Source organism: Noviherbaspirillum sp. L7-7A (assembly GCF_019052805.1).
In the GTDB taxonomy this organism is placed as follows: domain Bacteria; phylum Pseudomonadota; class Gammaproteobacteria; order Burkholderiales; family Burkholderiaceae_D; genus Noviherbaspirillum_A.
Window position 1 is genome coordinate 255,374 of the sequence record NZ_JAHQRJ010000003.1, and the last position, 15,110, is coordinate 270,483.

General features: G+C 60.2%; 10 protein-coding genes and 1 pseudogene. 5 read left to right on the forward strand and 6 right to left on the reverse strand.

The window, feature by feature from the left end:
- Positions 1-10: 10 nt before the first annotated feature.
- From KTQ42_RS22685 to pdhA, 3 genes and pseudogenes are all read right to left on the reverse strand, one after another.
- Positions 11-1,125: pseudogene (locus KTQ42_RS22685) on the reverse strand (dihydrolipoamide acetyltransferase family protein).
- Complete coding sequence (locus KTQ42_RS22690) at positions 1,122-2,102, reverse strand: alpha-ketoacid dehydrogenase subunit beta (RefSeq protein ID WP_217347885.1); 981 nt, start codon at positions 2,100-2,102, stop codon at positions 1,122-1,124. The pseudogene KTQ42_RS22685 and the gene KTQ42_RS22690 overlap by 4 nt, the downstream one beginning before the upstream one ends.
- Positions 2,095-3,189 (reverse strand): pyruvate dehydrogenase (acetyl-transferring) E1 component subunit alpha, encoded by a 1,095-nt coding sequence (gene pdhA / locus KTQ42_RS22695; RefSeq protein WP_217347887.1) that lies wholly within the window; start codon positions 3,187-3,189, stop codon positions 2,095-2,097. Before pdhA ends, KTQ42_RS22690 begins: the two co-directional genes overlap by 8 nt.
- A 214-nt stretch (positions 3,190-3,403) precedes the next feature.
- On the opposite strand from pdhA, the gene KTQ42_RS22700 reads away from it, so the two are divergent.
- The 3 genes from KTQ42_RS22700 (at position 3,404) to KTQ42_RS22710 (ending at position 8,330) form a co-directional block, all read left to right on the forward strand.
- Positions 3,404-3,787, forward strand: a complete 384-nt coding sequence (locus KTQ42_RS22700; RefSeq protein WP_217347888.1) for a DUF6394 family protein — start codon at positions 3,404-3,406, stop codon at positions 3,785-3,787.
- A gap of 73 nt (positions 3,788-3,860) precedes the next feature.
- Positions 3,861-5,540, forward strand: coding sequence for an NAD-binding protein (locus KTQ42_RS22705; protein ID WP_217347889.1), 1,680 nt, complete (start codon positions 3,861-3,863; stop codon positions 5,538-5,540).
- A 204-nt stretch (positions 5,541-5,744) separates the two neighbouring features.
- On the forward strand, positions 5,745-8,330 hold the full coding sequence (locus KTQ42_RS22710; protein ID WP_217347890.1) for a bifunctional aconitate hydratase 2/2-methylisocitrate dehydratase: 2,586 nt from the start codon (positions 5,745-5,747) through the stop codon (positions 8,328-8,330).
- A 277-nt stretch (positions 8,331-8,607) separates the two neighbouring features.
- On the opposite strand, the gene rarD is transcribed toward KTQ42_RS22710, so the two are convergent.
- Together rarD and KTQ42_RS22720 are read right to left on the reverse strand one after the other, a co-directional pair.
- Positions 8,608-9,501, reverse strand: a complete 894-nt coding sequence (gene rarD, locus KTQ42_RS22715; protein ID WP_349292190.1) for an EamA family transporter RarD — start codon at positions 9,499-9,501, stop codon at positions 8,608-8,610.
- 150 nt (positions 9,502-9,651) lie between these two features.
- Positions 9,652-10,428 (reverse strand): SDR family oxidoreductase, encoded by a 777-nt coding sequence (locus KTQ42_RS22720; protein WP_217347891.1) that lies wholly within the window; start codon positions 10,426-10,428, stop codon positions 9,652-9,654.
- Between the two features lie 1,420 nt (positions 10,429-11,848).
- Here KTQ42_RS22720 and KTQ42_RS22725 point away from each other — a divergent pair.
- A complete protein-coding gene (locus KTQ42_RS22725; protein WP_217347892.1) occupies positions 11,849-12,127 on the forward strand; it encodes a hypothetical protein in 279 nt (92 codons plus the stop codon).
- Between the two features lie 41 nt (positions 12,128-12,168).
- On the forward strand, positions 12,169-14,346 hold the full coding sequence (locus tag KTQ42_RS22730; protein WP_217347893.1) for an alpha/beta hydrolase domain-containing protein: 2,178 nt from the start codon (positions 12,169-12,171) through the stop codon (positions 14,344-14,346).
- 465 nt (positions 14,347-14,811) lie between these two features.
- Here KTQ42_RS22730 and KTQ42_RS22735 read toward each other — a convergent pair whose 3' ends face one another.
- Positions 14,812-15,015, reverse strand: coding sequence for a hypothetical protein (locus KTQ42_RS22735; protein ID WP_217347894.1), 204 nt, complete (start codon positions 15,013-15,015; stop codon positions 14,812-14,814).
- Positions 15,016-15,110: the final 95 nt, after the last annotated feature.

Here is a 15,110-nt window from a genome sequence, read left to right on the forward strand (position 1 = left end):
ACCGCCCGCTTCAGTGGGGTATGAACAGGTCTGCCATCACCGCGGCGAGAAAACGTGCTGCTTCGCCACCGGTCACCACTCGATGATCAAAGCTTAGACTTAACGGCAGCAGGCGATGCACAGCAGGCACGCCGTTGACAGCAACCACCTGGTCGCGTGCGCGACCCGCACCCAGTATCGCAACCGTGGGAGGCACCACGATGGGCGTCGCATAGCGTCCGCCCATCATGCCGAAATTGGACAGCGTGATGGAATGGTGACGCAGTTCGTCGGGCGACAACGTGCGGGCGGCGGCCCTGGCCCGCAAATTGTCCAGCGCTTGCCGCAAGGCATCGGTGTCATGCCCCGCCGCATCATGCAGCACCGCGACCAGCAATCCGTCCGGCAGGTCCACCGCCAGCCCCACATCGACGCTCGCCATCAGTTGCCGGGTCATGCTGCGGCTGTCGTACCAGGCATTCAGCGCGCCTTCGGCCCTGCATCCGGCCACCAATGCCCGGATCAGGCGAATCGTGATATCGGCATGCGGCGGCCACGCTTGGATATCGGCATCGTCGACAATGGTTGCCGTGGCGATCTCCTGCCGGGACAGGGTCATGGCCTGTGCCATGCTGCGTCGCAACCCGCTCAACGCCTGTGGCGCCGCGGCGGCGCCGGATGCCGCATGCTGCACATCGGCTAGTGTGACGATGCCATCGGGTCCGGTAGGCGCAACGCCAGCCAGGTCCACGCCGAGGCTGCGCGCCAGCCGCCGCACGGCAGGCAGCGCCCTGACGGTATAGGCCGTACGGGCTGAAATGGCAGCGGGCCCGCCTGACTGCGCATGGTCAGGACCCGCATCGGCGCCAGTGGCGACGCTTCCTACCAGGGTTCCCGCGTCCTCGTCGGGCTGTCCGGTGTCGATCGACAGCAGGGGCGCGCCGGTTGGCACGGTTTCGCCGGCCGCGCCAAACAGGCGCACGACGCGGCCGGAATAGGGAGCAGGGATCTCGACCACGGCCTTGGCAGTTTCGACAGACAGCAGCGGCTGGTCGGCCTGCAGAGGTCGCCGGGCTGCACATGCCACTGCACCAGCTGCGCTTCCTGCAAGCCTTCTCCAAGGTCGGGCAAGGTGAAGGTCTTCACGTGTCCTCCAGCGTCCGCTTGGCCGCAGCCAGGATGCGCTGGCTGTCGGGCAGATACTGCTTCTCCAGCCGGCCAAGCGGCATCACCACATCATAACCCGTCACCCGCAGCACCGGCGCACGCAGCGAATAAATCCCTTCCTCGGCAATATGCGCAGCGATCTCCGCGCCCAGTCCCGCCGAGCGTGCGGCTTCATGAACAACGATGCAGCGGCCAGTGCGGGCCACTGAAGCGAGTATTGTTCCCATGTCCAGCGGTTTCAGTGTTGCCACATCGATTACTTCTGCCATCACGCCCTGGTGCGCCAGCTCATCGGCCGCCATCAGGGTTTCGGTCACCATTGCGCCCCAGCTCACCAGCGTCAGGTCGGCGCCGTCGCGCAGGGTAAAGCAGGTATCCAGCGGCAGCGCTGCGCCGACATCTTCCACTTCCTCCCGGTAAAGGCGATACAGGCGGGTCGGCTCCAGGAAGATCACCGGGTCGGGGTCGCGCATGGCTGCCAGCAGCAAGCCATAGGCCCGCCGCGGCGAAGATGGCATCACCACCCGCAGGCCCGGCACATGGGCAAACATGGCTTCCGGACTTTCCGAATGGTGTTCGGGCGCATGGATACCGCCGCCGCACGGCGAACGCAGGACAAGGGGACACGACATGCGGCCGCGAGTACGATGCCGCATCCGGCTGGCGTGGTTGACGATCTGGTCCATGGCAGGGTAGATAAAGCCAGTGAACTGAATCTCCGCCACCGGCTTCAGGCCCATCGCAGCCATACCGACCGCTACGCCGGCAATGGCAGCCTCTGCCAACGGTGTGTCGATTACCCGTTCTGCGCCGAATCGCTGCTGCAGGCCAATCGTGGCCCGGAACACACCGCCGTTGACGCCGATATCTTCGCCCAGCAGCACGATGGCGGGGTCGGCCGCGAGTTCATGCGCCAGCGCATGGTTGACCGCTTCAACGAGATTCCATTCAGCCATGGCCTGTCCCATGCGCCGCAGGCGCGGGCTGACGCCTGGCCATGTCGCGCTGGTGTTCCAGCGACCTGGGCAGCGCTGCATAGAGATGGTCGAACATGGCGTCGACACCGGGCGGCGGCGTCTGCAGGAAATCCGCCACAGCCTGTTCGACCCGGTCTGCGCATTCCTGATGCAGGCAAATTTCCTTGTCCTTGTCCCAGGCGCCAAGCCGTGCCAGGTAATTGCGCAGCCGCGTGATCGGTTCGCGCAGCCACTGATGCTGTACTTCGGCCGCATCCCGGTAGCGGCTAGCATCGTCGGCTGTCGTATGGTCGCTCAGCCGGTAGGTAATGGCTTCGATCAGCGACGGGCCGCCGCCGCTGCGCGCCTTGTCCAGTGCCTGCTGCGCCGCGTAACGCACGGCAACCACATCGTTGCCATCCACCTGCAAGCCGTCGATGCCGGCGGCGATGGCTTTCTGCGCCAACGTGGCGGCGGCGGTCTGTGCACGCCGCGGCAGCGATATTGCCCACTGGTTGTTGGAAATGACCATCACCAGAGGCGCTTGCCAGACGCCCGCCAGATTCATTCCTTCATAAAAATCACCTTTCGATGTGGCGCCGTCGCCTGTCATGCACACCGTCACCCGCGGTTCGCGGCGCAGCTTGCAGGCATAGGCGGCGCCGGCGGCATGGCATACCTGGGAAGCAATCGGCACGCAATTGGGGAAATCGTGACGCGGCACGGCGAAGTTGCTGCCGCGCTCGTCGCCAGCCCAGTACAGCAGGATCTCCGTCATCGAGACGCCGCGGACCATCTGCGCGGCATGGTCGCGGTAGGAAGGCAGCAGTACATCTTCTGGCCGCATGGCGCTGGCCAGGCCAACGCCGATCGCTTCGGCGCCGATGGCCGACGGAAATGTGCCAAGCTGTCCGGTCCGTTGCAGCGCAACCGCCTTTTTGTCGAACAGCCGCGTCAATACCATGTCGCGGTACATGTCGACCAGTACTGCGCTGTCGCAGGCAAACGACGGCAGCGGTCCGCTGGCTTGCCCCTGCGCATCGATGAAGCCGGTATGGCCTATGCTGAAGTTGGCAACGATGACCATGGGAAAGTTCCTCCTGTCGTTCGCACCCCGACTATACGGCCACGCGGCTGCGGCGCATGGCCCGGTGCGGTGCACTATGCTGAAGCAGGTCAAATTCCGTGCTGCCCGCCCTGGCCTCATGAGGTGCCTCAGACATGTCCGGCCTTATATCCAGGACAATTTTTGGGCAAGCAAACCAGTTTAGGCTAAAGCTTGTTATCCAGGAAAAGCTGCCATGAACCTCGAAAAAGTGATCTTTGCCTTCTTCATCGTCTTTGCGGCGACCCTGAACTTCGGTTTCTTCATCGGCGACATCGACCGTCCAGAACTGCACAATATCTATGAGCTGTTCGCGGCGATCGTGGTCAACATGATTGCCACCGTCCTCAAATTTGGCGACCGCACCCAGATCGGCGCAGTGCTGCTGTCTACCAGCCTGGTGGCGGATATCCAGCTGATCGCAGCCGCGGTGATCTGGGGAGTGGCAGTGCATGCCACCGGGACCGGCATGACCGCATCGACTACGGCCAGCGTGGTTTCCCTGTCCGGAGGCGCGCTGCTGGCCAATATCGTTTCGCTGATCATGCTGATCGTCGAGACGGTAATGATGCGGCGCTGAGCATGCCTGCGCAAGCCGGCATCGAAGAAAGGGCGGACGTAAACCCCAGTAGCCGAACAACAGGAGACCGCCGGTGAACAGCGTTTTCTTCCTGGTCCTGCGACGCATGCGCGCGCCCATCATCGTGCTGATCTCCTTCTATGCGATCGCGGTGCTGGGCCTGACCCTGGTGCCGGGCATGAATGACGACGGCTCGCCCGCGCCTGCGCTAAGCTTCTTTCACGCGTTCTATTTCGTCAGCTATACCGCCACCACGATCGGCTTTGGCGAGTTGCCCAGGGCATTCTCCGATGGCCAGCGCATGTGGGTCACCGCCTGCATCTACATGACTGTCATCTCCTGGTCCTACTCGATACTGACCGTGCTGGCGCTGCTGCAGGACAAGGCTTTCCTGCACACCTTGGTGACCTCGCGTTTTGCCCGGCGCGTCAGGAGAATGCGCACCGGTTTCTACATCGTCTGCGGCTGCGGCGAAAGCGGCAGCCTGATCTGCCGCGCGCTGGACATAATGGGGCATGACTTCGTCATCCTGGAGAGGGACACGCTGCGGGTCGACGAACTGGACCTCGAAGAATTCATCACAAACGACCCGGTGCTCGCGGCCGACGCCAGCCTCACCGCCAATCTGCTGATGGCAGGCCTGCTTCACGCGAAATGCCGGGGCGTGCTGGCGGTGACGAACGACGAGAAAGCCAATCTTGCCATCGCCATCAGCGTGCGCCTGCTCAATCCCGCCATTGCCGTGCTGGCGCGGGTGCGCAGCCCTCAGGTGGCCGCCAATATGGCGTCCTTCGGCACCAGCCACATCATCAACGCCTATGCCCGCTTCGCCCAGTATCTGGCGCTGGCCGCGGTGTCTCCCGAGCGCTTCCACTTGATCGAAATACTGACCGGCCTGCCGGGCACACGCTTGCCGACGCTCAGGCGGCCTCCGAAAGGCCGGTGGATCGTCTGTGGCTACGGCGAGTTTGGCCAGTCGCTCGCCCACCATCTCGGCCTGCCCGGCATCGAACTGACCGTGATCGACCCGGAAGGCAACGGGCCGCCGCACAGCAGGATGGTGCTTGGCATAGGCAATGAAGCCGACGTGCTGACGAAAGCCGGAATCACGCATGCCAGCGGCATCGTGGCCGGCAGCGACAACGACATGAACAATCTCTCCATTGCCATGATGGCGAAAAAGCTCAACCCCGGCATTTTCGTCGTGGTGCGCCAGAACCAGGCTGCCAATGACGTGCTGTTCGATGCCTTCCCGGCCGATTTCAGGATGGTCCATACCCGCGTGGTCGCGCAGGAATGCATTTCCATTCTGACCACGCCGCTGCTGGCCCGTTTTCTGGAGGCGGTGCGGCAAGCCGACGAGAGCTGGAGCAGCAAGGTCACGGGCAAGTTGGAAGCGTTGTGCGCGGAATTGATCCCGGAAGTCTGGGGCGTCGGGATCGAGCCGCATGCGGCACCGGCTTTGCACCGGGCGCTGGAACGGGGGCAGATGATCAGCATCGGCGATTTGCTGAGCGATAGCGCGGACCGCGAAGTCAGCCTGGCAGCCACCGTGCTGATGATCGTGCGTGGAGAAGAGGCGCTTCTCTGCCCGGACGATGCTTTCATGCTGCGAACCGGCGATGCGCTGCTGCTCGCAGGCCGCCATGCGGCGCGCAGCGTGTTGCACCTGTCGCTGCAAAATGCCAATGCGCTGCAGTATGTCGTCGCCGGCGTCGGCAGGCGCAACAGCGTGCCGGGCGTGCCGCGCTGATCTAATGGCCTGACTTCGGGTTTTTCCAGTCTCTATTGCGTGCGCCAGTGCCGCCGGTTGCGGCAAAGCCGCACCTGCGGCCAAATTCCGACTATTCTTGCTGGTCTTATGTCTTATATAAGAGTTGTTGATGTACAATAGCGGGGAATTTGGAATCGCTGGCGATTTCCTTGTCCTTTAATCCTTTCTCTAGAGAGCACTCTCATGCTAGCTGCGTACCGCTCCCACGTCGCCGAACGCGCGTCCCTGGGCATTCCTCCGCTCCCGCTTTCGGCCGCACAGACCACCGACCTGGTTGAACTCCTGAAGAATCCGCCTGCTGGCGAAGAAGCTTTCCTGGTTGACCTGATCACCCACCGCGTTCCGGCTGGCGTGGACGATGCCGCCAAGGTCAAGAGCGCTTTCCTGGAAAAGGTCGCCAAGGGTACCGAGACCAGTCCGCTGATCTCGCGCGAACTGGCTACCCGCCTGCTGGGCACCATGCTGGGCGGCTTCAACATTAAGCCCATGATCGATTTGCTCGATGACGCTGTCGTTGGCAGCGTGGCCGCTGAAGGCCTGAAGAAAACCCTGCTGATGTTCGACTATTTCCACGACGTCAAGGAACTGGCCGACAAGGGCAGCGCCAATGCCAAGGCCGTGATGCAGTCCTGGGCCGACGCCGAATGGTTCACCTCGCGTCCGGAAGTGCCCCAAAGCCTGACCTTGACCGTCTTCAAGGTCACCGGCGAAACCAACACCGACGACCTGTCGCCGGCGCCGGACGCCACCACCCGTCCCGACATCCCGATGCACGCGCTGGCCATGCTGAAGAATGCCCGCACCGGCATTCATCCGGACGAGCCGGGCAAGGTCGGCCCGATCCGCCAGATCGAAGAACTGAAAGCCAAGGGCAACCTGGTTGCCTACGTGGGCGACGTGGTCGGTACCGGTTCCTCCCGCAAATCCGCGACCAACTCGGTGCTGTGGTTCACCGGCGAAGACATCCCCTTCATCCCGAACAAGCGCTTTGGCGGCGTTTGCCTGGGCAACAAAATCGCTCCGATCTTCTACAACACGATGGAAGACGCCGGCGCGTTGCCAATCGAGCTCGACGTGTCGAAGATGGACATGGGCGATGTGATCGAACTGCGTCCGTATGAAGGCATGGCCCTGAAGAACGGCGAAGTCATCGCCGAATTCCAGGTCAAGTCCGACGTACTGTTCGACGAAGTGCGCGCCGGTGGCCGCATTCCACTGATCGTCGGCCGCGGCCTGACTGCCAAGGCGCGTGAAGCGCTGGGCCTGGCACCGTCCACCCTGTTCCGCCTGCCGCAGAACCCGGTCGCATCGACCAAGGGTTTCTCGCTGGCGCAAAAGATGGTTGGGCGCGCCTGCGGTTTGCCGGAAGGCCAGGGCGTACGTCCCGGTACTTATTGCGAGCCGAAGATGACCACCGTCGGTTCCCAGGACACCACCGGCCCGATGACCCGCGACGAACTGAAAGACCTGGCCTGCCTGGGTTTCTCGGCTGACCTCGTGATGCAATCCTTCTGCCACACCGCCGCGTATCCAAAGATCGTCGACGTGAAGATGCACAAGGAATTGCCCAACTTCATTTCCAACCGTGGCGGCGTGGCGCTGCGCCCGGGCGATGGCGTGATCCACTCCTGGCTCAACCGCCTGCTGCTGCCGGACACCGTTGGCACCGGCGGCGACTCGCATACCCGTTTCCCGATCGGCATTTCCTTCCCGGCCGGTTCCGGCCTGGTTGCATTTGCCGCCGCCACCGGCGTGATGCCGCTGGACATGCCGGAATCAGTGCTGGTGCGCTTCAAGGGTGAAATGCAGCCGGGCGTGACACTGCGTGACCTGGTCAACGCCATCCCGCTGTACGCCATCCGCCAGGGCCTGCTGACGGTAGAGAAAAAGGGCAAGAAAAACATTTTCTCCGGCCGTATCCTGGAAATCGAAGGCTTGCCGCAGTTGAAGGTGGAGCAGGCATTCGAACTGTCCGACGCATCGGCCGAGCGTTCCGCCGCCGGTTGCACGGTGCATCTGGACAAGGCGCCGATCATGGAGTACATGACCTCGAACATCACGCTGATGAAGTGGATGATCGCCAACGGCTACCAAGACAAGCGTACGCTGGAGCGCCGCATTCGTTCGATGGAAGCCTGGCTGGCCAAGCCGGAACTGCTGGCGCCGGATGCCGATGCCGAATACGCAGCCGTAATCGAGATCGACCTGGCCGACATTCATGAGCCCATCGTCGCCTGCCCGAACGATCCGGACGATGTGAAAACCTTGGCTGAAGTTGCCGGCGCAAAGATCGACGAAGTTTTCGTTGGTTCCTGCATGACCAACATCGGCCACTTCCGCGCAGCCTCCAAGCTGTTGGAAGGCAAGACCGATATCCCGGTCAAGCTGTGGATTGCGCCGCCGACCAAGATGGACCAGCAGGTGCTGACCGCCGAAGGCCACTACGGCACGTTGGGCCGCACTGGCGCCCGCATGGAAATGCCAGGCTGCTCGCTGTGCATGGGCAACCAGGCACAGGTGCGCAAGGGTTCCACCGTGATGTCGACCTCGACCCGTAACTTCCCGAACCGCCTCGGCATGGATACCCAGGTCTACCTGGGCTCGGCTGAACTGGCTGCGGTTTGCTCGACGCTGGGCCGCATTCCGACCCGCGAAGAGTACCTAGAGCACACCGGCGTGATCGACAAGAATGCAGCGGACATTTATCGCTACATGAACTTCGACAAGCTGGAAGAGTTCAGCACGGTGGCCGATACCGTCAAGGTTTAAGCCAGGAATGGCACGATGAAGGCTCGTTTTCATCCTGCTCATTGCTGGTAGCAAACCGGGTGCTATGGGCACCCAGCAAAGGCTTCCTCGCGGAAGCCTTTTTCAATGGGACCGACGCCACAGTGCTTTCGACCTGACGAACTCGTCGATGCCAACCGAACCGGCTCCGGCACTGTGTTGTGGCCCTTCGCCGAAGCCCCGCTACGACGCATCGCCGCGCCTTCTTCCTGAGCCTATTCGCCTCGTTCCCGGCTGAGCGAGTCAGGCCGAAAGTACTTTAGCGTCGTGGGGCCAGCGCATGGCGCAGGCCGCCTGCTGCCAGCATCACAACCGCCACCCAGATGAAAATATAAGTAGGCCACTGTTGTGGCGCGATACTCTCCCCGAGGACTAGCGCGACAGCCACCAGCAAGACCGGCTCGACATAGCCAAGCAACCCGAACAACGTCATTGTCAGATAGCGGCTCGACATGATGTAGCAGGCCAGCGCCGATGCGCTAATCAGCCCGAGCACGGGGATCATCAAAAGTAGCGTAGGGCGGTGTTCGAAGGTAGCCAGGACATCCGGTCGCTGCAGCACGAACCACGCGGCCACCGGCAACATGCAACCCATCTCGAACCAAAGGCCAGTTAAATGCGCCATGCCATGGTGCCTGCGCAGCAGAAAATACGCTGGATAGCCGAGCGCGACTAGCATCGTTTCCCAGGAAAGGCTACCGACGTAGTACAGCTCGTTGCTCACGCCAGCCGCAGCAAACAGGATCGCCGCTTTCTCCAGACCCGATGGCCGTTCACCATAGAAGAGCCAGCCCGACAACACCATCGTCAGCGGCAACAGGAAATAACCTAGCGAAACTTGTAAGGCCCGCCCATGCAGCGGTGCCCACATGAACAACCAGATCTGTATCGCCAGCAGCGATGAGGTGGCAAAGACGACAAGCAGCATGCGTGGTGCTGTCAGCATTTTTCGAAGCAAGCCTGCCGCAAGTGGCCAATCGCCGAATCGCCACATCAGCAGGGTGGCGAACGGAAAGGTCAGCAACATCCGCCATCCGAAGATTTCCTCGCCCGTCAGCGGTGTCAAACGAGTCGTGTAGAAATACAGAACGGCAAACAACACCGAGGCGGTTATCGACAGCAAGACGCCTATATGCAATGCAATCCCTTTCACGCTACGTGCAGGCCGCAAGCGGCTACCTGCGTTGCAGCGATGTGGTATGACAGCCGGACGGTGTCGGGCCATGCGATGTGCCACGCCATCCGTCGTTTGGATCTTTCAAAAAAGGTCCGTCCGCTGCAGTTCTGCGCCCGGACGCCAACCTTATCCGCGCGGAAGTTTTGAAAAGCGGGCAAATCCGCTGTCGACCAGCATGAATTCTCCAGTGGTCTTCAAAGCGCCGGCACACAGCCAATAAGCCGCCTCGGCGACATCCTCCGGTTGAATCGTGGCTGCCAGCGGCGTTGCCGACATATAGGCCTTTTGTCTCGCTTCAAATTGCTCCTGCCCCAGTCCGTTTTGCAGCCAAGGCGTTTCAACCATGCCGGGGCCAATTGCATTCACACGGATCTCCGGCCCCAGGGAGCGGGCCAACCCAAATGTCATCGCATTGAGCGCACCTTTGGATGCCATGTAGGCGAGGCTGGAGCCAACGCCCATCACGGATGCAACTGAGGAAATATTGACGATGCCGGCGCCAGGCGTCTTTTTCATTAACGGTGCCAGCGCGCGGATCATTTGGTAAGCACCGATCACATTGACGGCGTAGATATCGTGGAAGTCTTGCGCCGACAACCCCTCAAGATCGTTTGCCGATACAAATTTGGTAGTTCCTGCATTGTTGACAAGCGCATCTGCGCGTCCCCATTTTTCGTCAACCGCATGGGCTAATGCTCTGCACTGGCTATCGTCGGCGACATTGGCTTGAACAATCAACGTGTCTGCGCCGAGTCCACGGCAGTCACTGGCGACCGCGTCTGCGGCAGTAGCGTCGCGCGAAAAATTAATGACAACGTTATAGCCATGGCGAGCAAAAAGACGAGCCGTCGCCGCGCCGATGCCTGACGACGATCCAGTAACTACTGCAACTTTCTTTTGCATATTCTTCCTCCGTGTCGTTGCACAAAATTGGACAATTTGGTTTGGTATGGAACCGCCATACGACCCCGGCCGCTATTATGCGCGTGTAGGCCGGGTTTTATCACAAGGGGGCTACAGTTCGGAAACGGTATGGGCGCCAGTGATCCTGCAGCGGCAGTGCTGCGATGCGCTTTAAGAAAAGGTTGCGGTACCAGGTTGGTGCAGAAGACGAAGGTCATTGGCAGCCTAACGTACGGATAGCAGGCCTAACATGGTCGCTTCGTATTTGATGGCCCGGTTGACGCATTTTTTTCCATCTGATTTCCCCGCGCATTCGCATCAGCCGGGATGCTAGGAGAGCTATCCGACACAGTCCCGGCTGCGTCAGTAAAAATGCCTTAATGGTCGAAACGGCCAGAAGTTAACCCTCAGTTAAAATAGGGAAATGGTGTCCAAATCTCTTATTTTTCCTGGCCCGCGTACGGCGCGCGGCGCTGTACTTGCGGTCTTGCTTTCCAGTACGGATCAAACCCATGCTGAACCGCTGCGCGGGCGGACAACACTGGCCGCGATCGTCAGAACCTTAAAGCGCAAGTATCACTGGCCGATAGAAACAACTAGTTTCCCATCCAATGCCCCCGACGGTCGAGCCACTTGGGCTACGGTCTATAGCTTGCCACCTGAAGTCATCGCTGCGGCAATGGCTGCAGGCGCTGATGACTGGTTGAAGAGTACGTTACAGTACCGAGTCCATAACTAATACTGCCAGCCAGATAGTGCTGCCTGCTTACTACTGCAGATCGAAGGAACGCCAGTTTGTGGCATAAATCAAGTAGCCGACAAAAAAGGAGTGAAGAGGCGAGGACGCTAGAAGTGTGAAACCGGCGCCTTGGTCGTCCCGAACCGCCCGTTCGAAGACAGACGAAGCGACGTCAACGGCGCGCGGCGCGCTGCTGATCTGGCTTGACCCAGCCAGGACTGGGCAGTGTTAGGTAATTGGCGAACACGGGCACAGCACGACCAGCAAAGAGGAAGCCAGGCAGTTTTGCCTGTGCATCAAATGCTTGTTCAACCCGGCGCTACAACAGGCGATGGGCCCGCCGCACAGCCAGTTGCACGTGGCAGGCTTTGCCTAGTCTGCCCCCAAGTCATCCTCACAGGCCAGCCGTCTAGCATCGCCATAAAATGTTGAACGCACTCTGGTGGAAGACACAAAAGCACGGTGCCTATCACCAACGCAATGGTGCACCGTCAACTTCGCGGGTAGGCCACACCACGCCGGAATTACGACATGGAAGTGAAGAATGACAACACCGGCAATGCACCCATGCCGCTTGGCCTATAGCGTCAAATTCCCGAGAAAAGGAATACTGCCAGCATCACTGGTCGCAGCCTAAACGATCCGGGGGCAGCCAGGAAGCCATTGCATTACGTGGCAAGCATGCGATTAACTCATTACGTAAAGGGCAAACGGAACGTCGATGTTGTCCCTGCAGGAAAGCCTGCAATTGGTCGTTCAGCCATTTTGGCTTGCTTCCCCATGGATAAAGCTGTTGCAGTGCAGCAGCGTTGTCACAGAAAAATCTTTCGCACAAAACCTTGTTTATGGTTAAAAAAACAAACAATTGCACATTGGGACGCGTTAGCTGATGAGGGCAAACGGGCTATGATTTTGTCGTTTTGCTACTCAAAACAAAGTTTTCAGGAGCAAAACAGTTGATGTCAAAAAGCATGCTACTTCATAAAAAAGAGGAGACAACAATGAAAACCCAACATTTCCAGCCTCGCCCCTCACGCATGATTGTGGTAACCCTATCGATTGCGCTTGGCATTTCTGGGTGCGGTGGGAGCGACGACGATCAGCAGGCAGCAGCGCCGCCGGGGCCTTCGCAGTCGATCGTGCCGGTCAAGACTGCGGGCATTACCCGTATTGAGATTAATCCGGCTGCCAGTGAAGCCGTTACTTTTGGCGGCAAAGCTTTTGGCACCGTGGGCGCCTATCAGAAAATACGTGGCACGGCCAGCGGACAACTGGACCCGAACGACCCGAAAAACAAGGTTATCACCGACATCGCGCTGGCGCCCAGGAATGCCGATGGCATGGTGGATTATTCCATGGATTTCTACATCCTCAAGCCAGTGGATGGATCCAAAGGCAATGGCAAACTATTCTTTGAAGTCAACAATCGGGGCGCCAAACAGTTTGGCAGTTTCAACCAGTCATCCGGCGGCAACAATCCGACGACGGCGACCGACGCCGGCACCGGCTTTCTAATGAATCAGGGCTATACGTTGGCATGGGCAGGCTGGGACGGCGAAGTGGCCGACGACACCAATCCCGACGTGCTGAAAATCAAACTTCCGATCGCGAAGAATGCCGATGGCTCGTCCATTACTGGCCCCAGTTATGAGTACATCGTTTTCGACAACGCCACCAGTACCTCCTTCACCACGTACTATAAGACTGCCACCACTGACACCACCAAGGCCACCTTGACGAGGCGCCAGTACCTGACTGACACGCCGGTGCCGGTGCCTGCCACGGAGTGGTCGTGGATTGCGGCGAACCGAATCGCCTTGGCCGGCAACGCGCCCTTCCAACAGGGGTGGATATATGAGTTGCGCTTCACCGCGATCGATCCCTACGTCGCCGGTATTGGCTTCGCCGCCCAGCGCGACTTCGTATCCTTCCTGCGCAATGCTCAGACCGACACCCAGGGGAGGGCTAACCCACTGGCCGGGCGTATCACGCGTGTGCTGTCCTGGTCCCTGTCGCAGCCGGCGCGTTTCATGAACGACTTTATCTGGTTGGGCTTTAACCAAGACGTGGCGGGCAAGAAGGTATTCGACGGGGTGTTCAACTGGATAGGTGGCGGTAACGGGTTGGGTCTGAACTATCGGTTCGCGCAGGCCGGTCGAACGGAGCGCAATCGCCAAAACCATTACAACGCTGAAGGCGTCTTTCCATTTTCTTATACCACCACCAAGGATCCCCTGACTGGCAAGACCGACGGCAGAAACGTGCGCTGCACCGCCACCGGCTCCTGCCCGGCTGTAATGAACGTTATTTCCGGAAACGAGTACTGGGTCAAGTCCGGCTCGCTGTTGACATCCGATCCAGCCACCGGCATGGATGTGCCTGAGCCGGCCAATGTGCGTAACTACTACATCGCCGGCGCGCAACACGGCGGTGCATCGGCAACCACCGCCGCGCCAACCGTCTGCCGCCAGTTCGGTAGCGGCGTCGATCCCAATCCTGCGCTGCGCGCACTGTTTGTGGCGCTGGACCAATGGATAGACGGCACCGCGCCGCCGCCCAGCGCTGTGCCCAGCACAGTCGCTGGCACGGCGATCTTTGCCAGTCCCGGCCAGTACCCGGGTCTGGGCATCGGCACAGTGCCGCAGGCGGCACTCGGCTGGCCGACCATACCCAATGTGCTGTATTCGGGATTGGTGACAGTGCGCAACCTGTTCGACTTCGGAACACAGTTCGACACCGGCATCTTGGGCATTTATCCGCCTGCGCCCACCGGCAAGCTTTATCCCAACTTCGTTTCCAAGGTCGATGCAGACGGCAATGACCTGGCAGGCATTCGGCTGCCCGAAGTCGTCGCGCCGATTGCCACCAACACTGGGTGGAACCTGCGTTCGGCGGCCTATGGCGGGAAGGCGGATGGTACTGATGGCTGCGAAGCCACGGGCTCGTCCATCGTATTTGCGCCTACCGCAACTCAGCGCAATGGGGTGGGCGACCCGCGGCCCTCCTTGGCAGAGCGTTACGGCGACCATGCCGGGCTAGTTGCCGCCCGTACCGCCGCCGCAAATGCATTGAAGGCGCAGCGCTTGTTGCTGCAGGCAGATGTCGACGCCGCAATTGCTCGTGCTGCACAGCCTATTTCAGTAGTAGGCAGCCCGACCTACGGCACGTATCAGTGGTAAAAACCGTACTGCGCCGCCTGCAAATGCAGGCGGCGCGTGAGCTAAAGCAGCGGCCGCAAGTGGCTTAGGCGCTCCTTGTCGAGGGAGGCGCTGTCTTCTCGCGCAGTCCTCGTATGACGTGCAGGACGTCGTATAGGGCGGCTAACGGACTGCGTGTCGGCCACCGGCGAGGGAAAGCTAAGCGTCGATGATGTCTTGTACACCCTGCTGATGGTGCCGGAAGTTGTACCAGGAGAGTCATCGTAACAATGTACTGCTGGAGGCTAGCAAGCGCCGGTCTATGGATTCGCGCCTAACAAGAGAGCGATCGCGCTGCCCAGGTCCGGATCCCTGGGACGCGATTTGCAAGCTTTGCCTGCATTAGTCGTGAAAGCTCAACGACCCCGAAAAACAAAACGCCAGCGAACAATCGTGCCGGCGTTTCATTCTCGTACGACATGCGCCCGTCAGCGCCGCACTGTCGGTTTAGATGGATTCAGCCATCAAGCGGACACGATCCATTTGCCTCGCGCTAACCTGGCCAGTTGCAGAAACAGCACTGGCCATTGCCAGGGCGCTGCTCAGCGCGCCCAGCCATTCGCGCAGAGTCAGACCTGGCTTGGCCGCTGCTTTTGTAGCGGTGAACGAAGGAACGGCGACGTTGGAGAAAGTCATTACTGCGGTGGTCATGTTTTTCCCTTTAGGCCAAAACGTTTCGATGAGGCCAATATAGGCTTGCCCAACGCACCTTTCCAATTGCCGTTGATGTTATCCGGTATCACGAA